22 protein-coding genes are annotated in these 21,280 nt (G+C 64.6%); 15 read left to right on the forward strand and 7 right to left on the reverse strand.

Annotation, left to right across the window (positions count from 1 at the left end):
- The first annotated feature begins 242 nt into the window (after positions 1-242).
- Positions 243-1,922 (forward strand): isovaleryl-CoA dehydrogenase, encoded by a 1,680-nt coding sequence (locus tag P3T16_RS00395; protein WP_429340763.1) that lies wholly within the window; start codon positions 243-245, stop codon positions 1,920-1,922.
- 78 nt (positions 1,923-2,000) lie between these two features.
- Positions 2,001-3,419 (forward strand): coniferyl aldehyde dehydrogenase, encoded by a 1,419-nt coding sequence (locus P3T16_RS00400; RefSeq protein WP_429340764.1) that lies wholly within the window; start codon positions 2,001-2,003, stop codon positions 3,417-3,419.
- Here P3T16_RS00400 and P3T16_RS00405 read toward each other — a convergent pair.
- From P3T16_RS00405 to fliE, 5 genes are all read right to left on the reverse strand, one after another.
- On the reverse strand, positions 3,416-3,775 hold the full coding sequence (locus P3T16_RS00405) for an EscU/YscU/HrcU family type III secretion system export apparatus switch protein (protein WP_429258257.1): 360 nt from the start codon (positions 3,773-3,775) through the stop codon (positions 3,416-3,418). The genes P3T16_RS00400 and P3T16_RS00405 overlap by 4 nt on opposite strands.
- Positions 3,772-5,229 (reverse strand): flagellar hook-length control protein FliK, encoded by a 1,458-nt coding sequence (locus P3T16_RS00410; RefSeq protein WP_429340765.1) that lies wholly within the window; start codon positions 5,227-5,229, stop codon positions 3,772-3,774. The genes P3T16_RS00405 and P3T16_RS00410 overlap by 4 nt, the downstream gene beginning before the upstream one ends.
- A gap of 82 nt (positions 5,230-5,311) precedes the next feature.
- Entirely contained in the window at positions 5,312-5,641 is a 330-nt protein-coding gene (locus P3T16_RS00415) for a flagellar protein FliT (protein WP_429258259.1), read from the reverse strand.
- Positions 5,638-6,072, reverse strand: a complete 435-nt coding sequence (gene fliS / locus P3T16_RS00420; protein ID WP_429340766.1) for a flagellar export chaperone FliS — start codon at positions 6,070-6,072, stop codon at positions 5,638-5,640. The genes P3T16_RS00415 and fliS overlap by 4 nt, the downstream gene beginning before the upstream one ends.
- Positions 6,073-6,212: 140 nt before the next feature.
- Positions 6,213-6,548 carry a flagellar hook-basal body complex protein FliE gene (fliE, locus tag P3T16_RS00425; RefSeq protein WP_429258261.1) on the reverse strand — a complete coding sequence of 112 codons (336 nt, stop codon included), beginning with the start codon at positions 6,546-6,548 and terminating at the stop codon, positions 6,213-6,215.
- Between the two features lie 236 nt (positions 6,549-6,784).
- Here fliE and fliF point away from each other — a divergent pair, with 236 nt between their 5' ends.
- The 13 genes from fliF (at position 6,785) to fliR (ending at position 19,396) form a co-directional block, all read left to right on the forward strand.
- Positions 6,785-8,566: a flagellar basal-body MS-ring/collar protein FliF gene (gene fliF, locus P3T16_RS00430; RefSeq protein ID WP_429340767.1), complete on the forward strand. Its 1,782-nt coding sequence runs from the start codon at positions 6,785-6,787 to the stop codon at positions 8,564-8,566.
- The gene (gene fliG / locus P3T16_RS00435; protein WP_429258263.1) at positions 8,556-9,551 is read left to right on the forward strand and encodes a flagellar motor switch protein FliG; all 996 of its coding nucleotides are present in this window, start codon (positions 8,556-8,558) and stop codon (positions 9,549-9,551) included. Before fliF ends, fliG begins: the two co-directional genes overlap by 11 nt.
- Entirely contained in the window at positions 9,538-10,212 is a 675-nt protein-coding gene (gene fliH / locus P3T16_RS00440; protein ID WP_429258264.1) for a flagellar assembly protein FliH, read from the forward strand. Before fliG ends, fliH begins: the two co-directional genes overlap by 14 nt.
- On the forward strand, positions 10,206-11,753 hold the full coding sequence (gene fliI, locus P3T16_RS00445) for a flagellar protein export ATPase FliI (protein ID WP_429340768.1): 1,548 nt from the start codon (positions 10,206-10,208) through the stop codon (positions 11,751-11,753). Before fliH ends, fliI begins: the two co-directional genes overlap by 7 nt.
- 11 nt (positions 11,754-11,764) lie before the next feature.
- Positions 11,765-12,214, forward strand: coding sequence for a flagellar export protein FliJ (gene fliJ / locus P3T16_RS00450; protein WP_429258266.1), 450 nt, complete (start codon positions 11,765-11,767; stop codon positions 12,212-12,214).
- A 41-nt stretch (positions 12,215-12,255) separates the two neighbouring features.
- Positions 12,256-13,866: a flagellar hook-length control protein FliK gene (locus tag P3T16_RS00455; RefSeq protein WP_429340769.1), complete on the forward strand. Its 1,611-nt coding sequence runs from the start codon at positions 12,256-12,258 to the stop codon at positions 13,864-13,866.
- A gap of 954 nt (positions 13,867-14,820) precedes the next feature.
- Positions 14,821-15,324, forward strand: a complete 504-nt coding sequence (gene fliL, locus P3T16_RS00460; protein WP_429258269.1) for a flagellar basal body-associated protein FliL — start codon at positions 14,821-14,823, stop codon at positions 15,322-15,324.
- A 54-nt stretch (positions 15,325-15,378) separates the two neighbouring features.
- On the forward strand, positions 15,379-16,377 hold the full coding sequence (fliM, locus tag P3T16_RS00465) for a flagellar motor switch protein FliM (RefSeq protein WP_429258270.1): 999 nt from the start codon (positions 15,379-15,381) through the stop codon (positions 16,375-16,377).
- Positions 16,370-16,852, forward strand: a complete 483-nt coding sequence (gene fliN, locus P3T16_RS00470; protein WP_429340770.1) for a flagellar motor switch protein FliN — start codon at positions 16,370-16,372, stop codon at positions 16,850-16,852. Before fliM ends, fliN begins: the two co-directional genes overlap by 8 nt.
- Positions 16,849-17,454, forward strand: a complete 606-nt coding sequence (fliO, locus tag P3T16_RS00475) for a flagellar biosynthetic protein FliO (protein WP_429340771.1) — start codon at positions 16,849-16,851, stop codon at positions 17,452-17,454. Before fliN ends, fliO begins: the two co-directional genes overlap by 4 nt.
- A 132-nt stretch (positions 17,455-17,586) precedes the next feature.
- The gene (fliP, locus tag P3T16_RS00480) at positions 17,587-18,294 is read left to right on the forward strand and encodes a flagellar type III secretion system pore protein FliP (RefSeq protein ID WP_429341052.1); all 708 of its coding nucleotides are present in this window, start codon (positions 17,587-17,589) and stop codon (positions 18,292-18,294) included.
- A 25-nt stretch (positions 18,295-18,319) separates the two neighbouring features.
- Positions 18,320-18,589 carry a flagellar biosynthesis protein FliQ gene (gene fliQ / locus P3T16_RS00485; RefSeq protein ID WP_429340772.1) on the forward strand — a complete coding sequence of 90 codons (270 nt, stop codon included), beginning with the start codon at positions 18,320-18,322 and terminating at the stop codon, positions 18,587-18,589.
- Positions 18,590-18,613: 24 nt separating this feature from the next.
- Positions 18,614-19,396, forward strand: a complete 783-nt coding sequence (fliR, locus tag P3T16_RS00490; protein ID WP_429340773.1) for a flagellar biosynthetic protein FliR — start codon at positions 18,614-18,616, stop codon at positions 19,394-19,396.
- A 98-nt stretch (positions 19,397-19,494) separates the two neighbouring features.
- Here fliR and P3T16_RS00495 read toward each other — a convergent pair whose 3' ends face one another.
- Complete coding sequence (locus P3T16_RS00495) at positions 19,495-20,310, reverse strand: alpha/beta hydrolase (RefSeq protein WP_429340774.1); 816 nt, start codon at positions 20,308-20,310, stop codon at positions 19,495-19,497.
- Positions 20,311-20,556: 246 nt separating this feature from the next.
- The gene (locus P3T16_RS00500; protein WP_429340775.1) at positions 20,557-21,030 is read right to left on the reverse strand and encodes a hypothetical protein; all 474 of its coding nucleotides are present in this window, start codon (positions 21,028-21,030) and stop codon (positions 20,557-20,559) included.
- Positions 21,031-21,280: the final 250 nt, after the last annotated feature.

Here is a 21,280-nt window from a genome sequence, read left to right on the forward strand (position 1 = left end):
TTCTGCGCATTGTAGGGAGCCTGCCGGACGAGCGGCGCGATCGCGTCAGAGCGATCCCTCTAAACGAAACACCACCCGCGCCCCTATGATGAAAAGCTGCCGTCGGCATTCGTTATCACGGCGGCGCAGCATTCAAACTCCGCACAGAATGCGTCGCCGCTCGCCACGTAGCGCAGCACGCATCGATAAAACGTAGACCCGGAAACAGACCCGGACATGCATCCGGTGAACGGAGACAGCAGATGGAACTGCGCAGCCTCGGCAAGACCCATGACGTGACCAATCAGGTCCCGCCACTCGCAGACTACAACCTCTTCGCAAGCGACGCCGCGCTGACGGCCGCCGTCGACCGCGAAGGCGCGGCGTGGCATCGTGAGGCGTTGCAGCGTCATGGCGCAGCGCTTTCCGCGCCCGATGTCCTCGCGCTCGCCGAACTCGCGAACCGTCACACGCCTGAACTCTTCACTCACTCGCCGCGCGGCGAACGCGTTGACGCGCTGGAGTTTCATCCGGCGTGGCACAGCCTGCTCGCGCTCTTGCGTCGCGAAGGGCTGCACGCGCTGCCGTTTTCCGATCCGCAGAAAGGTGCGATGGTTGCGCGCTGTGCCGGCTACTTTCTGCACGCGCAACTCGAATCCGGCTCGCTCTGCCCGCTGACGATGACGTTCGCCAGCATTCCCGTGCTACAACGCGAACCCGCGCTGTTCGACACACTGCGCGACAAGCTCTACACGCGCGAGCACGACCCGCGCGACCTGCCGCTCACGCAGAAGAAGTCGATGATGGTCGGCATGGGCATGACCGAGAAACAGGGCGGCTCGGACGTGCGCAGCAACCAGACGCGCGCGTTCGCAACAGAGGACGGCGGCGGTCGCGGCGCCGCTTACCGGCTCGTCGGACACAAATGGTTCTTCTCGGCGCCGCAGTGCGACGCGCATCTCGTGCTCGCGCGCACCGACGATCACGAAGGCCTGTCGTGCTTCTTCGTGCCGCGTTTCGCGCCTGACGGCAGCAAGAATGGCGTCCAGATCCAGCGTCTGAAAGACAAGCTCGGCAACAGATCGAACGTGAGCAGCGAAGTCGAATTCTTCGACGCGCACGGCATCATGATCGGCGACGAAGGACGTGGCGTGCCTACCATCATCGAAATGGCGAACTACACGCGGCTCGACTGCGTCATCGGCAGCGCCGCGTTGATGCGCGCGGCGCTCGTGCAGGCGATCCATCATGCGCGACATCGCAGCGCGTTCGGCAAACATCTCGTCGACCAGCCGTTGATGCGCAATGTCCTTGCCGATCTCGCGCTCGAATCGGAAGCGGCCACGGTCCTGTTCATGCGCCTCGCGCGCGCGTTCGAAGACACGAACAACACGCCCGAAGAGCGCGCCTGGCGGCGCATCGTCACGCCCGCATCCAAGTTCTGGGTCTGCAAGCGTGCGCTCGAATTCACCGGCGAGGCGATGGAAGTCTGGGGCGGCAATGGTTATGTCGAAGAAGGCCCGATGGCGCGTTTCTATCGCGAAGCGCCGGTCAATTCGATCTGGGAAGGATCAGGCAACGTGATGTGCCTCGACGTGCTGCGCGCGATGGAACGCGAGCCCGACGCAGCGCAGGCCTTGCTCGCTACGTGGCGCGCGACGGCGCAGCAAGCCAGTCCCGCGCTCGGCAAGGCGCTCGACACCCTTTCAGCAACGCTCGGCACCGCGCCCGACCAGCGCGAAGCCAGCGCACGCCGCATCGCGCAGCAGATCGTGCTCACCGCGCAGGCGACGCTGCTCGTGCAGCACGCGCCCGCGGCCATCGCCGACGCGTTCATCGCCACGCGTCTCGCCCAGGGTTGCGGCGACAGCGGGCGCGTCTACGGCACCTTGCCTGCTGCATTCGATCACGCGGCGATCATCGAGCGCGCATTCCCTGCGTGATCGTCGTCAACCCGTTTCAAACCAGATAAAAAGACGGCCGCACCCGGACCGCCTCAAAGGCATCGAGGGAGAGACACCATGAAAAACGATCTGCCTGACGTCGCGGCGCTCGAAGCGTTGCTGCGCGAACAGCGGCATGCTTACCTGCGCGCGCCGTATCCATCGTGGGAAACGCGCGCCGCGCATCTGAAGTCGCTGCGTACGATGCTGCTCGACAACCGCGACGCGCTCGCCGAAGCGATGAACGCCGACTTCGGCAATCGCGCGAAAGAGGAAGCGCTGCTCGCGGAATTCCTGCTCGTGAAGGGCGAGATCGACGGCGCGCTGCGTCACGGTAAACGCTGGATGAAATCGCAGCGGCGCAGCACGAACAAATGGCTGCTGCCCGCGCGCGTGAAGGTGGTGCCGCAACCGCTGGGCGTCGTCGGCATCATTGCGCCGTGGAATTATCCGGTGCTGCTCGCGGCCGGCCCGCTCATCAGCGCGCTGACCGCCGGCAACCGCGCGATCATCAAGATGTCGGAACTGACGCCGCGCACGTCGGCGCTCTTCGAGCACCTGGTCGCGCAGACGTTCCCGCGCGACCAGGTGGCCGTCGTGAACGGCGACGCTGCATTTGCCGCCGCGTTCAGCGCGCAGCCGTTCGATCATCTGCTGTTCACCGGTTCGACGCAGGTCGGCCGACACGTGATGCGCGCCGCCGCTGACAATCTCACGCCCGTCACGCTCGAACTCGGCGGCAAGTCGCCCGCGATCGTCGGGCCGCATGCGCGCTTCGACTATGCGGTCGACAGCCTCGTCACCGGAAAAACGCTCAACGCCGGTCAGACCTGCGTCGCACCGGACTACGTGCTGGTGCCGCGCGGCCGCGAACAGGCGTTCATCGACCGCGCCCGCGTGCAGATGTCGAAGCTGTACCCCGATTTCGCGCGCAACCGCGACTACACGACGATCATCTCAGCGCGCCATTTCGAGCGTCTGCAGCGGCTCGCCGATGAAGCAGCGGCGGCCGGTGCGCAGTTGCATGAACTCACCGACACGCCGGGCGACGCGACCTCGCGCCGCTTTCCGCTCGTCGCGGTGACGAATGCGTCCGACGAATCGGCGCTGATGCAGGAGGAGATTTTCGGGCCGCTGCTGCCCGTCGTTCCGTATGACACGCTCGACGACGCCATCGCGTACATCAACGCGCGTCCGCGGCCTTTATCGCTCTATCTCTACGACGACGATGCCGCCACAATCGAACGCGTCACGCACGAAACGATCGCGGGCGGCATGGCGATCAACGAAACGCTGATGCATCTGGCGTGCGAAAGCCTGCCGTTCGGCGGCGTCGGTGCAAGCGGGATGGGCGCGTATCACGGCTACGAAGGCTTCGTGACCTTTTCGAAGATGAAGCCGGTGTTGCAGCAGGGACGCCTGAATGCGCGTGCGCTCGTCGCGCCGCCTTACGGCAGGGTCTTCAACGCGCTGATCAAGTTGATGATGCGGTTCTAGCGCGAAGACGGTCCACCGTTGCGGCTTCCCGTCTGGGCCGAGGCATAGGCAGCCAGCGGTTCGACGGCGGTGCCGGGCGCGTCATCTGCGGCGCCGCTTTCCAGCCGGTGCAGCCACGCGAGCAGTTCCGCCACCGCCTGATACAGCTGCGGCGGAATGCGCGCGTCGATGTCGACCTGCATCAGCAGCGACACCATTTCCGGCGCTTCGTGCACGTACAGGCCGGCTTCCTTCGCGCGCTGCACGATCATGTCGGCGACGAGACCGTAGCCCTTCGCGATCACGCGCGGCGACGGATCACCACCGTTTGCGTCATAGACCAGCGCCGCCGCGCTCTTGCGATGCGTGCGGCTCATGACAGATCCCAGTCGTAACCGGCATTCGACGGCGCAGCCGCGTTTGCCGAGGCGGCTGCCCGCGCTGCCGCACTGGCTTCTTCGCCCGCTGCCGCGGCCGAGCGCGCATAGGCGCTCGTCGCCTGCGCAGCACTGGCTGCCGCGCCATTCACGCCGCCGGCCGCCGCGCCACCGATCTCGCGAATCGACAGCGCGCTCAGATCGATCCCGGCCGCCGCCAGCCGCTGACGGAACATCTCGCCCTGCGCGGCAAGCCTCGCGGCGCCGCCGGGGCTCGCCTGCACCCGCACCATCAACTGGGTGCCGTTCAACGTCAGGTCGGCGTCGACGGTGCCGAGCGACGGCAGCGACAGGGTCAGGCGCGTGCGCCACGGATACGGCTCGTCGCCCTCCGCGCCGCCACCGCCGCGATGCCATTCGTCGCCGTCCTGTTCGATCGTCCAGTCGAGCCGCGCGCCCGGCCACGCTTCGCCAGTCCAGCGAAACTGGCCCGTTGCGAGCAGATCGAGCTGCTGGCGCACGAGCGGAATCGTCGCGGGATGGATCGACGCGGCCAGCTGCTGCGGCGTATTGGCCGCATTCGCACCGGACGCGTCGCTGGGGGATGTATGCAGCAGCGACCGCAGCGACTGCGTCGAGGTCGGGAACGCGTCGTCAGCGGCGATTTCGCGCGCGACGAACCGTGCAGCCTGCGTCGCCGGGCCGTCGGCCGCGCCACGCAACATAGCCTGGTTGCCGCCGGACAGCGGATTCTGGCTCAGCGCCCCCGCCGCGCGACCCTGAAGAGGCGCGCCCGACGCCCACGGCTGCGCGGACGCATCGGCGTCTCCGGTCCAGTCGAGCGGCAGTTGAGCGGTCGCGTCGGCTAGCCGGTTTTGCGGTTCACTGGCGAGCGACGCGGGCGTGCGCTGCCCCGAAAGCCACTGCGCCAGATGCGATTCATAGAACAGACCACTTTCGGCGACCGTGCGCTGGAGCGCCGCCGCCAGCGCTGCGACCGGCAACGGCGATGCAACCACGCTCGCCGCAGCGGCGCCCGTTGCGGCATTGGCGGCAACATTGCCACCCGCCGCAGCCGAAGCCGACCCCGCTGCCGAACCCGAACCCGAAGCCGGCGTATCGAACAACGGCAACGGCATGCCTTCAAACGCGACATCGAGCGCCGGCGCAGCGGCCCACACAGGCGTCTGGCCGACGACAGCGGGCGTCGCATCGCCGCCCGAGCGCGCGATTGCGTCGAGCGTGAGCGCGACGGCGGACAGCGCCGTCTGCGCGGAAGCTTGTGGTGTGGTGGGTGCAGCGGGCAACGCGCCGCCGGGCGTAACCGGCGTGTCGACGGTGAGCGCGGAGGCGCCCGCCTGCGAAGTCGCGACGTCGGCTCTCGGGCCGACCGAGAGGAGGCTGTCGACGCGGCTTGCCAGCAGCGAAACCACAGCCGTGTCGATTCCGTTCATGCCGATTCCTCTCGCGCGCTTGTGGCGCGTGGTCATCGGTGGCGATGCGCCCCGACGACCGTGCGGGTCGATAAAAACGCGCTCAGCGCGCCTGGTAAAGTTCCTTCAGCACGCTGGCCGGACGGGTCGCAGCGAACAGCGCCGACAGTTTGGCCATGCGCGGATTCGCGAGATCGCGGATCGCGGCGTCGTCGGCGAGGATGCGGCGGATCAACTCGTATTTGCGTGCGCGTTCGGCATCGTCGAGCTTCACACCGTCTTCTGCGTGCTTCAGCCCGTCAACGAGTTGACGATATTCACCCTGCAACACCACGAGGTCATTCCAGAGCGCGTGGCGCGCTGCCATCAACATCCGGTCGGAAATCGCTGCGATCGCCTCGTAGCGGGCGAAATATTCTGCGTTCGATGTCATCTCGTGGTTTCAGCGGACGACTGTGTCGCCATCCGCGCGATCTCCGGGGCAATCCCGATCCAGGCTTCTTCGAGCGTGGCCAGCAATCCGTCGACTTCGACAAGCATGGCTTCGCTCTGCTTAATGTTGGCGTCCAGCAAGCGGCGCGCCATGTAGGTGTACAGCCCGTCGAGCCGCTCCGCGATCTCGCCACCGGCTTCCAGATTGAGCGACTGCTGCAATCCGCTGCCGATGATCTCGATCGCCTTGCCGATCGCTTCCCCCCGCGCCTGGATGTTGCCCTGCTGCAGGTGCATGCGCGCCTGCGCAATCGCCTGGCGCGCGCCCTGGTACAGCATCACGATCAGACGATGCGGACTGGCGCCCATCACCCCTGTTTCGACGCCGACGCGCGCATAGGCATTGGCTCCAGCGTGTCCTGGGGAAAACATCGGCGCTCCTCCTGTGTGATGCTGATTGCGAATATCGGGCGGATTGTCGCGAGGCGTCGCCGCCCGCGGTCCGTCATCCCTGTATCCGGGTTATCGGATTACGAGAGGAAAGCTTTAGCCCACAGGGGAGCGGCCGGGGCTCAGACCGCCGTCTGCATGATCTCGTTGTAGGCCGAGACCAGCTTGTTGCGGACCTGCAGGCCGAACTGGAAGCCCACATTGGCCTTCTGCATGTCGACCATCACATCGTTCAGCGATACGTTGGGCGCGCCGATTTCGAAGGCATGCGCCTCGCCGATCGAGGTTTGCTGGTCGCGGCTGATCTTGTCGATCGACGCCTTCAGCGCCGAAGCGAAGTTGCCGGTCGTGGCTGCGCCGGACTCCGATGCGACCGGGGCGGCGCCGCCGGCGGCCTGCGCGGCCATCGACTGCATCTGCTGTAGCGCCGACAAAAGCGGGCTCACGGGCAAAGTCATGTTGTCTCCAGAAGAAGGAAAACCGGCGTGCCAGGGCGTGCCGATCTGGAGTGAAGCATAGCAGCGGCCCTTTTTCGAAAGACTTGAAAGTAGGGGGAAAACCCGGCTCTATTCGACCAATCAGGTTGCACCCGGGTGGGGATAATCCCTAACGTGAAAGTCTCTGCCCCTGCGCCCGTCAAGCCCGACGCGGCGGGCCGGAGCAGGACTCAAGGCATCCCGGAGATACCCGACGCATGGATTCGTCAGCCAACTCTTTGATCACCCCCGACGCCCGCATGGGCCTCGCTGGCGCACAGGCCGGCGCAGCCGGTGCCGGCCAGGCAGGCGCAGCGGACCTCGGTGGCGGCCTCGGCGGCAATTTTTCGCAGCGCCTGTCGTCGTTCCCGTCGTCGCTCACGCAGATGCGCGGCAACCCGCGGGCGCCGCTGATCTTCGCGGTCGCGCTGCTGGTGGCCATCGTCGCGGGCCTCGTACTCTGGTCAAGGGCGCCGGACTACAAGGTGCTCTACAGCAACCTGTCGGACCGCGACGGCGGCGCGATCATCAATGCGCTCCAGACCGCGAACATCCCGTACAAGTTCAGCGAAACCGGCGGCGCGATCCTCGTGCCGGCCGATCAGGTCCATGAAATGCGCCTGCGGCTCGCGTCGCAAGGTCTGCCGAAAGCGGGCTCGGTGGGCTTCGAGCTGATGGACAACCAGAAATTCGGCATCAGCCAGTTCGCCGAGCAGATCAACTACCAGCGCTCGCTCGAAGGCGAACTCCAGCAGACGATCGAATCGATCTCGTCGGTGAAGTCGTCGCGCGTGCATCTGGCGATTCCGAAGCCTTCCGTGTTCGTGCGCGATCACGAAGCGCCGTCGGCCTCCGTGCTCGTCAACCTGTACCCGGGCCGCATGCTCGACGAAGGCCAGGTCGTGGCGATCACGCATATGGTTTCGTCGGCGGTGCCGGACATGCCGGTGCGCAACGTGACGATCGTCGACCAGGATGGCAACCTGCTGACGCAGCCCGCCTCCGGCACCGGCCTCGACGCGACGCAGCTCAAATTTGTCCAGCAGATCGAGCGCAACACGCAGCAGCGCATCGACGCGATCCTCGCACCGCTGTTCGGCTCCGGCAACGCGCACTCGCAGGTCAGCGCCGACGTCGATTTCTCGAAGGTCGAGCAGACGTCCGAGAACTACGGCCCGAACGGCAATCCGCAGCAGGCGGCCGTGCGCAGCCAGCAGTCGAGCACGGCAACGGAAATGACGCAGGGTGGCGCGTCGGGCGTGCCGGGCGCGCTGTCGAACCAGCCGCCGCAGCCGGCTTCCGCACCGATCACGGCGAGCGCGAACGGCGCGAGCGGCGTGAGCACGACGCCGCTCAGCGACCGCAAGGATTCGACGACCAACTACGAGCTCGACAAGACGGTGCGCCACTACGAGCAGCCGATGGGCGGCGTGAAGCGTCTGTCGGTGGCGGTGGTGGTCAACTATCTGCGCACCGTCGACGCGAAGGGCCACGTCACGATGCAGCCGCTGACCGCCGACAAGCTCGATCAGGTCAACCAGCTGGTGAAGGACGCGATGGGCTACGACGCGAAGCGCGGCGACTCGGTGAACGTCGTCAACAGCGCGTTCTCGACCGAAATCGACCCGAACGCGAACCTGCCGTGGTGGCGCACGCCGGAGATGATCGCGCTGGCGAAGCAGATCGCAACGTACGCAGGCATTGGTCTCGTGGCGCTGTTCCTGTACTTCGTGATGGTGCGCCCGGCGATGCGCCGCGCGTTCCCGCCCCCTGAGCCGGTCGTCGCCGCGTTGCCTTCGCCGGATGAACCGGTGCTGCTCGACGGCCTGCCATTGCTGGAAAAGGCGGCCGCCGCGGATGACTCGGAAAACGACCTGCTCTCGTTCGAAAGCGAGAAGCACAAATATGAACGGAACCTGGAATTCGCGCGCAATATCGCGCGCCAGGATCCGAAGATCGTAGCGACTGTTGTCAAGAGCTGGGTGTCCGATGAGCGCTGAAGGCGTAGTGAAGAGCGCCCTCCTGCTGATGTCGATCGGCGAGGAAGAGGCTGCGCAGGTATTCAAGTTCCTCGGACCGCGCGAGGTGCAAAAGATCGGCGTCGCGATGGCGTCGCTGAAGAACATCACACGCGAACAGATCGACGAAGTGTTGCACGAGTTCATCAAGGAAGCCGAGCAGCACACGGGTATGTCGCTCGATTCGAGCGACTACATCCGCTCGGTGCTGACGAAGGCGCTCGGCGACGACAAGGCCGGCGCGATCATCGACCGGATCCTGCAGGGCAGCGATACGAGCGGCATCGAAGGTCTCAAATGGATGGATTCGGCTGCAGTCGCCGAACTCATCAAGAACGAGCATCCGCAGATCATCGCGACGATCCTCGTCCACCTGGACCGCGATCAGGCGTCGGAAATCGTCGCGTGCTTTACGGAACGTCTGCGTAACGACGTGCTGCTGCGGATTGCGACGCTCGACGGCATCCAGCCGACGGCGCTGCGCGAACTCGACGATGTGCTGACCGGCCTCCTGTCCGGCAGCGATAACCTGAAGCGCAGCCCGATGGGCGGCATCCGCACGGCGGCGGAAATTCTCAACTTCATGTCGAGCAACCATGAAGAAGGGGTCATCGAGAACGTTCGGCAATACGACGCGGAACTCGCCCAGAAGATCATCGACCAGATGTTCGTCTTCGAAAATCTGCTCGAGCTCGAAGACCGCGCGATCCAGCTGCTGCTCAAGGAAGTCGAGTCCGAAGCGCTCATCATCTCGCTCAAGGGCGCGCCGCCTGCGCTGCGCCAGAAGTTCCTGTCGAACATGTCGCAACGCGCCGCGGAACTGCTCGCGGAAGACCTCGATGCACGCGGCCCGGTGCGCGTCTCGGAAGTCGAGACGCAGCAACGCCGCATCCTGCAGATCGTGCGCAGCCTGGCGGAAAGCGGCCAGATCGCGATCGGCGGCAAGGCGGAAGATGCTTATGTCTGATCAGGACTCCGTGCGCAAGGAAAGCCTCTCGGCCTACCAGCGCTGGGAGATGGCCTCGTTCGACCCGGTGCCGGAACCGGAGCCGGTCGACGACGGCGCCTTCGAAGCCGAACTCCAGCGCCTGCGCGACGCCGCGCACGCGCACGGCGTCGCGTCTGGTCATGTGGCCGGGCAGGCGCTCGGCTATCAGGCCGGCTACGACCAGGGTTACGCGCAGGGTCTTGAACAGGGCCGTGTGGAGTCGCACGCCGAAGCGGCGCGGCTTGCGGCCATCGCTGATACGTTCTCCGCCGCACTGGGCGGCGCACGGGGCGAAATCGCCGACACGCTCGTCGCGCTCGCGCTCGACATCGCGCAGCAGGTCGTCCGCCAGCACGTGCAGCACGACCCGACCGCGCTGATCGCCGCCGCCCGCGAAGTGCTGGCGACGGAGCCCGCGCTGGTCGGCGCGCCAAGCCTGATCGTCAGCCCGTCGGATCTGCCGGTTGTCGAAGCCTATCTGCTCGAAGAACTTCAGGCGCGCGGCTGGACCGTGCGCACCGATCCCTCGGTGGAGCGCGGCGGCTGCCGCGCGCACGCCAGCACGGGCGAAGTGGATGCCGGCATCGGCACCCGCTGGGAACGCGTCGCGGCTGCTCTTGGCAAGGTGAGCACATGGTGAAGCCGACGCTCGCCGAAATCGAATCCAGCGACCTGACGCCGCTCGAGCGTGAACTCGCGCTGGCGTCGTTCGGCGCGCCCGAGGCTAAACCGGCCGCGGCGGCTGCAACCGCAACGGGCCGCAAATCCCGTGAAGCGGCGCCGGCTTTCGTACCGGATCCGGCGCTCGAACAGAATGTCCATTTCCAGTCGTGGCGCGCGCAACTCGATGGCCTGCGCACGCGCAACGCGATCGCGCGGCCGCTGCGCGCCTGCGGTCGCCTCACGCGCGCCGCCGGGCTTGTGCTCGAAGCGGTTGGCCTGCGTCTGTCGGTGGGCTCGGAAGTGATGATCGAACTGCCGGCCGGCAGCCCGATCGCGTTTGCCGAAGCGGAAGTCGTCGGCTTTGCGGGCGACAAGCTGTTCCTGATGCCGACCACCGAAGTCCACGGTCTGCTGCCCGGCGCACGCGTCTATCCGCTCGAAAGCGCGCCGATCGCCGATCCGATGGCTGGCGCAAAGCGTCTGCCGGTCGGCTGGGAACTGCTCGGTCGCGTGGTCGATGCGTCGGGCCGTCCGCTCGACAGTCTCGGCCCGCTCGGCGCGGTGAACGACGCGCCGCTGTCTGCGCCGTCGATCAACCCGCTGCATCGCGAGCCGATCCACAAGGTGCTCGACGTCGGCGTGCGCGCGATCAATTCGCTGCTGACCGTCGGACGTGGCCAGCGGATGGGGCTCTTCGCAGGCTCGGGCGTCGGTAAATCGGTGCTGCTCGGCCAGATGGCGCGCTACACGAGCGCCGAAGTGATCGTGATCGGCCTGATCGGCGAACGCGGCCGCGAAGTGAAGGAATTCATCGAACAGATTCTCGGCGACGAAGGCCGCGCGCGTTCCGTTGTCGTGGCGGCGCCTGCCGACGTTTCGCCGCTCTTGCGGATGCAGGGCGCGGCGTATGCGACCTCACTCGCTGAATATTTCCGCGATCAGGGCAAGCACGTGCTGCTGCTGATGGATTCGCTGACGCGTTTCGCGATGGCGCAGCGCGAGATCGCGCTGGCTGTTGGCGAGCCGCCGGCGACCAAGGGTTATCCGCCTTCTGTGTTTGCGAAGCTGCCGGCGCTCGTCGAGCGCACGGGCAACGGTCCGGCAGGCGGCGGCTCGATTACCGCGTTCTATACCGTGCTGACCGAAGGTGACGACCAGCAGGATCCGATCGCCGATTCCGCGCGCGCGATTCTCGACGGCCACATCGTGCTGTCGCGTCAGCTTGCAGAATCCGGCCACTATCCGGCGATCGATATCGAAGCGTCCATCAGCCGTGCGATGACCGCGCTGATCGACGACGCGCATCTCGACCGGACACGTCTTTTCAAGCAGATGCTGTCGCGCTACCAGCGCAACCGCGATCTGATCAATGTCGGCGCTTATTCGAGCGGGCGTGACCAGGTGCTCGATCGTGCGATTGCGCTGTATCCGCGCATGGAAGCGTTCCTGCAACAGGGTTACCGCGAGAGTGCCGGCTTCGAGCCAAGCCTCGCGATGCTCGATGCACTGTTCGAATAGGGAGACCGGCGATGTCAAAACACTTTCCGATCAAGACGCTGATTGGCCTCGCGCAGGACGACGTCGACACCGCCGCACAACGCCTCGGACGTGTGCAGCGCGAGCGCGGCGAGATCGAGGCACAGCTGGATTCGCTCGTGCAGTATCGCGACGAATATCACCGGCGTTTCACAACGACGGCGCAATCTGGCATGCCTGCCGGCAACATGCGCAATTTCCAGGCATTCATCGACACGCTCGACGCCGCGATCCAGCAGCAGCGCGGGCTGCTTGCCGCCGCGACAGCGCGCGTCGAGGCGGCGAAGCCGGAATGGCAGCGTCAGAAGCAGAAGCTCGGCTCTTATGAAGTACTGAAGGCGCGCGGCGATGCTGCCGAAGCGACGCAGACCGCGCGTCGCGAGCAGCGTGACGCCGACGAACACGCAGCACGCATTCTCCGGATGCGCGTAGAAGGCGTCTGACGCCACCGCGCCCTGACTGACACGAACACACAGGATCACGCATGTCGCCACTCTCACTCATCAATTCGCTGATCGGCGCGACCAATGGCGGGACGTCGGGCGGATCGTCCACGGCATCGGGCGGCAGCGCGCTGCCGTTCGCGCAGACGCTGCAGCAGAGCATCGACTCGCAGAACAATGCGGCGAAGGCGCCGGTTAGCCAGCCGCAGTCTTCGTCGCAGTCACAGTCGTCGTCATCGTCTTCTTCGGGGTCGGCGGCGGATTCGTCGTCTTCCGCGTCGTCGTCTTCGTCGTCTTCTGCTTCATCTTCGTCGGCCACTTCGAGCGTGCATGACGCGTCGACGCCGGCCGATGCATCGAAAGACACGAGCGCGAGCGCAACGAACGGCAAGCAGGGTACGAACTGCACGACCCAAACGGACGCGTCGACGGGCACCAGCGCGCAGACCGCTGCTGGCGACGGCACCGGCAAGACCACCGACGCGAACACGAAGCCGCAAGCGAACGCGAACGCACCGACGACGCCGGCCGCAACTGCCGTAGTGGCTGCGGCAGCGGCGGCGGCTGCAGTGGCGGCGGCTGGCGCTCAGGCTCAGGCAAGCGCCGCGATGGACACGGCGGCGACGAAGGCTGCCGACGCCCTCCCGGCGGACGTCACCGCAGCGGCGACGACTGCCGCGACCAGCACGCTGGCGACGAGCGCCGTGACCATCGGCAAAAAGCTGGCGTCACTCGATCCGAAGTCGGTCCAGGATGCATTGCAGGCGGCGCTTGCTGCGTTGTCGAACGGCCAGGGCGCGGTCGCGACGCCGGCAACGACGACTGCGGGTGCATCGAATGCGTCCACAGCGGGCGCGGGTACAGGCGCCGATGCGGGCCTGGGCGCACGCGGCGTGGGTGCGGGCAAGGGTCTCGCGGCGGGCGCATCGTTTGCCGACGGAAAGGGCGCGAAGGGTGACGGCGCGAAGCCGACGGTGGCGAACGCCGCGACGACAGCGACGACGGACACGCTGGCTGCGCGCAGTGCTGCTGACGCACTGGCGGCTGCGAGCACGGGCAGCGCGCCGGACAGCTTTGCCGCGCTGAAGAGCACCGCTGATGCGGCGAGCGCGAGCCTTGCGGCGACGCAGGCGGCGACGGCTGCGGCGGCATCGAGCGCGGTGGCACAGACGTCGAATCCGGCTGCGGTTGCTGCGGCGAGCACGGCGTTGGCGCCGCAGGTCGGCACGCCCGACTGGGAAGAGGCGTTGGGGCAGAAGGTGGTGTTTCTGTCGAATGCACACCAGCAGACGGCGGAGCTCACGCTCAACCCGCGTGACCTGGGACCGCTTCAGGTCGTGCTGCAGGTTGCCGATAACCATGCACATGCGTTGTTTGTTTCACAGCATCAGCAGGTGCGGGAGGCGGTGGAAGCTGCGCTTCCTAAATTGCGCGAGGCTATGGAGCAAGGGGGGATTGGGCTTGGTAGCGCCAGCGTGAGTGATGGGTTTGCGCGGCAGACTGGTCAAGAGGGGAGTGGCGCCTCGGGCGGCGGGCGGGGTGGGTCTTCGTCTGGTGGGGCTTTTGCCTCCGGCGGGGAGGGTGGGTCTGAGGGGTCTGTTGCTGCGGTGCCTGTTCGGCGGACTGTTGGGCTTGTGGATACGTTTGCCTGATTTTGTTTTTTCGTTTTTCTGGTTTGTTTTTTTTGGCCTTTCCTTGTTTTCATGTCGGTCTATTGGCGTTGCCCCTGTGCGGGGCGGCACCTACTTTTCTTTGTCCTTGCCAAAGAAAAGTAGGCAAAAGAAAGGCGCCGAAAACTCGTCCGTTCCGGGGTGTGTCGCTACCGGGGAATGGCACCCCATGAAGTGTCACCCCCGCACAGAAACGATATAGGTCCGCGCACGAGAACGTCTCCCGCACAGTACCGCCCGTGACAAGGCGCTCATCCACCCCACTCCGCACTGCGTGCGTCGCGGATGGGTTCGCCAGACCGCGGCATGGTTGCGTTAGCTCACTGCGCCGCACGCGCGCATCGCGGCGCGACGATGACGGCGCAAGCGGTCGGCGGCGGAATCGGTCAGGACGGCCCGTACGCAAGCGCCCACGCGGAAGCAATGCCGTCGGCGGCGTGACGTGACGTGACGTGAAGGTTATGCCGCTCGGCGACGCAACGCGGAGCCGGGTGGATGAGTCCTTTGTCACGAAGTGTGCTGTGCGAGGGACGGTCTCGTGCGCGGACCCATGTTGTGTGAGCGGCGGGGGCGACACTTCATGGGGTGCCATTCCCCGAAAGCGACACACTCGGAAGAACTGACATTTCGGCGCCTTTCTTTTGCCTACTTTTCTTTGGCAAGGACAAAGAAAAGTAGGTGCCGCCCCGCACAGGGGCGACGCCAATAGACCGACATGAATGCAAGGAAAGGCCAACAAAAAACAAAACCAAAGGCGAGGAACGACCAAACCCAAGTCAGATCCTGGAAAAAAACAAAACCCATACAGAGAAAACCTGAAAAAGCCCGAACGGGCAAAGACCTGAGCTAACCCCGATTCCCCCTTCTTTTCGACCCATCGCAAGCCTGGAAGAAACCCGAAAATCCAACCTACAGCATTGAGGCAATCTAAACCCCATGGCAACCACGACCGCAAACCAGCAAGCTATCGCGCAGCCGGCCTCTCCGGGCCTCATCAAGCGCATCCTCGTGATCCTGCTGATCGTACTGGTCGCGGCCGGCGCCGCCGGTGCGGCCACCTGGTTCTTCATGTCGAAGCGCGCCCCAGCGCCGACGTCGTCCGCCGCTCCGGCACTGACGCCCGCTCCCGTGTTCTTCCCGCTCGAAGCGCTCACCGTGAACCTGCAATCGGATGACGGCCAGCAGCACTTCCTGCGCATCGGTCTGACGCTCAAGCTCGCCGACGAGGCCACGAAGGAACACCTCACCGAACACCTGCCGGAAATCCGCAGCCGTGTTCTGCTCGCACTGTCGAACAAGCATCCGGAAGAACTCCAGACCCTCGACGGCAAACACGCGCTCGCCAAAGAACTCGAAACGCTGATCGAACAGCCGACCGAAACCGGCGGCCAGCCCGCACACGTCTCCGACGTGCTGTTCACCGAATTCGTCGTGCAGTGACGCGCTCTCGCGTAGCTGCCACCAATAACCGTCACGGGACGCACGAGGAATAGGATGGGCCACGAAGAGTTCATGTCCCAGGAGGAGGTCGATGCCCTCCTCAAGGGCGTCACCGGTGAATCCGATTCGGAATCCGATTCCGCGGAACGTACCGGCGTCCGCTCGTACAACATCGCAACGCAGGAACGTATCGTTCGCGGCCGGATGCCCGGCCTCGAAATCATCAATGACCGCTTCGCACGTCTCCTGCGCGTCGGCATTTTCAACTTCATGCGGCGCACGGCGGAAATCTCCGTCGGCCCGGTGAAGGTGCAGAAGTACAGCGAATTCACCCGCAATCTGCCAATTCCGACGAACCTGAACCTCGTCCACGTGAAGCCGCTGCGCGGCACATCGCTGTTCGTGTTCGATCCGAACCTGGTGTTCTTCGTCGTCGATAACCTGTTCGGCGGCGATGGCCGTTTCCATACGCGCGTCGAAGGCCGGGATTTCACGCAGACCGAGCAACGCATCATCGGCAAGCTGCTGAACCTCGTATTCGAGCACTACACGGCTTCGTGGCGGAACGTGCGCCCGCTGCAGTTCGAATTCGTGCGCTCGGAAATGCACACGCAGTTCGCCAACGTCGCGACGCCGAACGAAATCGTCATCGTCACCCAGTTCTCGATCGAGTTCGGTTCGACGGGCGGCACGCTGCACATCTGCATGCCGTACTCGATGATCGAACCGATCCGCGACACGCTGTCGTCGCCGATCCAGGGCGAAGCGATGGATATCGACCGCCGCTGGGTGCGCGTGCTGTCGCAACAGGTTCAGACCGCCGAAGTGGAACTGACAGCCAACCTCGCCAGTATTCCGGTGACGTTCGAACAGATCCTGAATATGCGCAAGGGCGACGTGCTGCCGGTCAACATCCCCGAAAACCTCACGGCGAAAGTCGATGGCGTGCCGGTGATGGAATGCGGCTACGGAATTTTCAATGGTCAGTACGCGTTGCGGGTCCAGAAAATGATCAGCGCAGCCGACACGATGAAGGAAGGTGGATATGAGTGAGCTGAACCCCACGCCGGAGAAAGAACTGCCCGTCGGCGAGCCGCAACTGGCCGCAGCAGCCGCGGCAGCAGCTGAAGGCACAACCGAAGAAGACGAAATTGCAATGGACGACTGGGCAAGCGCGCTCGCCGAACAGAACAACAACCCGGAACCGGCGCCGGCTGCAGCCGGCGTCTTCCAGCCGCTGTCGAAAGTAGAACCGACAACGACACGTAACGACATCGACATGATCCTGGACATTCCCGTCCAGATGACCGTCGAACTCGGCCGCACGAAAATCGCGATCCGCAACCTGCTGCAACTCGCGCAGGGTTCGGTCGTTGAACTCGACGGCCTCGCCGGCGAACCGATGGACGTACTCGTCAACGGCTGCCTGATCGCGCAGGGCGAAGTGGTCGTCGTGAACGACAAGTTCGGTATCCGTCTGACCGACATCATCACGCCGTCCGAGCGTATCCGGAAGCTGAACCGATGAAACGTCTCACCCGCCGGGCCGCGTTCGCAACGGGCGGCTTGCCGCTCGATGCGCGCGCCCGGTTTGCCTCGCTGATGGCATCCTGCGCCACCGTGGTGCTACTGTCCGGCGCGGCGTTCCACGCATCGCCGGCTCACGCCGCCGATATGAACGCGGTCAACAACGCCGCGAAAATCGCATCGAGCGTAGGAGCGGGTTCGGCGGTGCCGTCGCTTGGCATCGGCGCTGTGCTGCAAACGGTTGTTGGTCTGGCGGTGGTGATCGCGCTGGTATTCGGCTGTGCGTGGCTCGCGCGACGCCTCGGCCTTCAACCGTCGCAACGCGGCGGACTCGTGAAGACGATCGGCGGCGCATCGCTTGGCGGCAAGGAGCGTGTCGCGGTTGTCGAGATTGGCGATACGTGGCTCGTGCTCGGCACCGCGCCGGGTAACGTCCGGTTGCTGCATACGATGCAGGCTGGTTCAGCGGGTTCAGACCTCGTTACTCACGGCGCACCCGCTGCGCCTGGCACCCTCCCCGGCTCCTTCGGACAACGCTTCCGCGACGCGCTGAAACAGGAAGCAGGCAAACGTTTCCAGCGAAGCGTCAGCGGAGAACAGTAAATGCAGTTCAATCATCGTGAAGCGCAGGATGTCTGCGCGCCGACCCGCCACGCCCCGACAAAGGCCAGCGCCGTGCCTGGCGTACGTAATGCGCTGAAACGCGTCGCACCGCTCGCGCTGCCGGCGCTGCTGATGGCACTGCCAACACTGTCGTTCGCGCAGGCAGCCGGCCTTCCCGCATTCAACACCAGCCCCGGCCCGAACGGCGGCACGACGTACTCGCTGAGCGTGCAGACGATGCTGCTGCTCACGATGCTGACGTTCCTGCCGGCGATGGTGCTGATGATGACGAGCTTCACGCGCATCATCATCGTCCTCTCGCTGCTTCGCCAGGCGCTCGGCACGCAGTCGACGCCGCCCAACCAGGTGCTGGTCGGCCTTGCGCTCTTCCTGACGCTGTTCGTGATGTCGCCGGTACTCGACAAGGCCTACGCCGACGGCTACAAGCCGTTCTCCGACGGCACGCTGCAGATGGATCAGGCCGTGTCGCGTGGTGTTCTGCCGTTCAAGACATTCATGCTGCGCCAGACGCGTGAAGGCGATCTCGCGCTCTTCGCACGCATTTCGCACGCCGCGCCGATGCAAGGCCCGGAAGATGTGCCGCTGTCGCTGCTCGTGCCGTCGTTCATCACGAGCGAGCTGAAAACCGGCTTCCAGATCGGCTTCACGATCTTCATCCCGTTCCTCATCATCGATATGGTGGTGGCGAGCGTGCTGATGTCGATGGGTATGATGATGATCTCGCCCGCGACGATCTCGCTGCCGTTCAAGCTGATGCTGTTCGTGCTCGTCGACGGCTGGCAGTTGCTGCTCGGCTCGCTCGCGCAGAGCTTCGTCTGAGCGGCGCACAGGAAGGAGACCGGCCATGACGCCAGAAACAGTCACCACACTCGCGCACCAGGCGATGTACGTTTCGATGGTGCTGGCCGCGCCGCTGCTGCTGGTGGCGCTCGTCGTTGGTCTCCTTGTCAGCCTGTTCCAGGCCGCGACGCAGATCAACGAAACCACGTTGTCGTTCATTCCGAAGCTGGTCGCGATTCTGGTCACGCTGGTCGTCGTCGGCCCGTGGATGCTGACGACGATGCTCGACTACATGCGTCATATGCTCACGAGCATTCCGTCGCTCGCCAGCTGACGCTTTCCGGCTGCATTTCCCGCAATGTTCTCCGTCACCTACGCCCAGCTGAACGCGTGGCTTACTGCATTCCTCTGGCCGTTCGTGCGAATTCTCGCGCTGATTGCATCCGCGCCCGCATTCGGCGACAAGTCGGTGCCCGTGCGTGTGAAAGTGGGACTCGCCGGCTTCGTGACGATCATCGTCGCGCCGACGCTCAGCGCGCTGCCGCAGGCGACTGTATTCTCGGCGGAAGGCGTCTGGATCATCGTCAACCAGTTCCTGATCGGTATTGCGCTTGGCTTCACGATGCAGATCGTGTTCGCCGCGGTCGAAGCCACCGGCGACATCATCGGGCTCAGCATGGGGCTCGGTTTTGCAACCTTCTTCGACGTGCACGCGAGCGGTTCGAGCGCGGTGCTGTCGCGCTTTATGTGGACGATCGCGATGCTGACGTTCCTCGCCTTCGATGGTCATCTGCAGATGGTGAGCGCGCTCATCGCAACATTCCAGTCGATCCCCGTGTCGGCCAACTTGCTGGCTGCGAGCGGCTGGCGCGCGCTGGCAGGCTACGGCAGCGTGGTGCTGACTTCGGGATTGTTACTGGCGATGCCGGTCGTGACGGCGCTATTGATTGCCAACCTGGCGCTCGGCATTCTTAACCGTGCAGCACCACAGATCGGTGTGTTCCAGGTCGGCCTGCCGCTGACGATGTTAGTCGGCCTTCTGCTCGTGCAGCTGATGCTGCCGAACATGATTCCGTATTTCTCGCGGCTGTTCGACAGCGGGATTGAACAGATGGGGCGGGTGGCGGCGGGATTCAGATAGCGATCGCGCGTGCTATCGCGACGACCTTGCTGAGGTTTGACGCTTCGATGACTGGCGCGGGACATTCGGCCCAGCCAGTTTCGCAAATCGTCCTTACGTCATGCCGCACGGGCGCGTTCCAGCAACCTGCGCGAGAAACGGCCTGGCGTCTGCGCGGGCAGGCCGAGAAACTTCAGCACCGTTTGTTCGACGAGATGACTGTCGTTGTCGATACAGATCATGTGATAACTGTTCTCGAGCACCACAGTGCGTGCGTCGGCGATCCTGCTTTCGAGGAAGGTTGCTGAGCGCAGGCTCGTGAGCTCATCGGCGCGCGCGTGAGCGATCACGGTCGGACACGCGATCCTGTCCGCGCAGCGTTTAACCAGGCGTCGCAGGCGGTCGACCTGTCTCACCGATGCGAGCGGCACCCATCGATAGTGAAGATTGTGGCCGCGCTCCATACGCGAGCGAACGATCCCACGCATCAACGGATTCTTGATACCGAACGGTTCGGCTTCACGCACTTTCATGCGGCGCGCGAGTCCTGGAATGCGATAGAAGAGATGGCGTATCGCGCCATACCAGGGAACTTTCCATCCATCGATATGAACCGGCGGCGAGAGCAGAACCATCCGGCCCTTCGTATGTGTAACGGCATCGCACAGCGCGATGCTCAGCAACGCACCCATGCACATGCCGATGACATGAAATTCGTCGTATTGCGTGGCGAGTTCTTCATAGCGTTCGCGCGCAGCACCCAGCCAGTCTTCGGCGCGGATTGTCGCGAGGCGCTCGGGTGTCTCGCCGTGGCCCGGCAGCAGGATCGCGTGTGCGTCGATGCCGGCCTTGCCGAGCGTCCTTTTCAAACCGCCGAGATCATATTCCGTCCCGCCAAGGCCATGGATCAGCAGCGCTCCTGTTCTCGTGGTCATGGCGCGCTCACAGGATCAGGTGGCGTAACGAAAAGCGGATCACGCCGCACGCTTGCAAAGCGGCGACGGATATCCACGATGGAAAGTACAGCAGGCATCAAGCGGATTTCTTTCATGGTGTTGAGGATTGTTCGACGCACGGCTGCGGCTGCCCGTTGAGGGCATCCGGATGTGGCGTCGTGGGTTCAGATAAAACAGAAACGCCGGCGGACAAGGGCCGCCGGCGTGGAGGTCGGCTAAGTAACGTTACTGCGTAATAAGCTGGAACGTCCCATTCGTTTCGACTTTAGTGCGGCCCGTGACCTTCGCGTTGGCGGCGGGCACACGCGGATCCACTTCGACCTGCGCGGAAAAACTCTTACCTTTCGCCGGCCGACCATCGACAACCGGTACGATCACCTGACCCGGCGCGAACTGTGCAAGAGCAGCTGGATTCGCAGGCAGCATGCTTACGCCGGCGGCGCTTCCGATCATCGCGGGCCGACCGTCTACTTGCGCGTTCGCCATTCTCACCGTGACGTTGCCGCCATTGCCGAAGCTATAGTCCGCGCCATTTGCACCGCTGCGGAAAGCCACTGCCATCGTGACCGGCATCCGGCAGTTCACGTTCAGCGTCAGCTGACGTTTACCGAGACTCAGCGTCGGCGCCTGGGGGTTGTCGCCCTGAAGCTGATAACGCGTGAACACACCGTAGTCGATCGAGCTTTCGTTCACGGTCATCTGGCATTCGCCTGGACCTTCCGCCTGCGCGGCGGTGCAGACACCCATCGCGAGCAGCGTCGCTGCGATCAGTCGGGTACACGCTCGCGTTCAGCGACCCGACGGCTGACAGCGTCGCAGGCAGCGGTGCAGTCTCGATCGACAACGGCACGACGTGGGCGCTTGCAACTGATGCCAACCGTCATCTGAACGGCACGAAGATCGCCACGGCAGCGGACGCAACCGGCGCACCGAAGGCCTTCTCGACCAT

The sequence above is a fragment of the Paraburkholderia sp. GAS42 genome (assembly GCF_050436565.1).
In the GTDB taxonomy this organism is placed as follows: domain Bacteria; phylum Pseudomonadota; class Gammaproteobacteria; order Burkholderiales; family Burkholderiaceae; genus Paraburkholderia.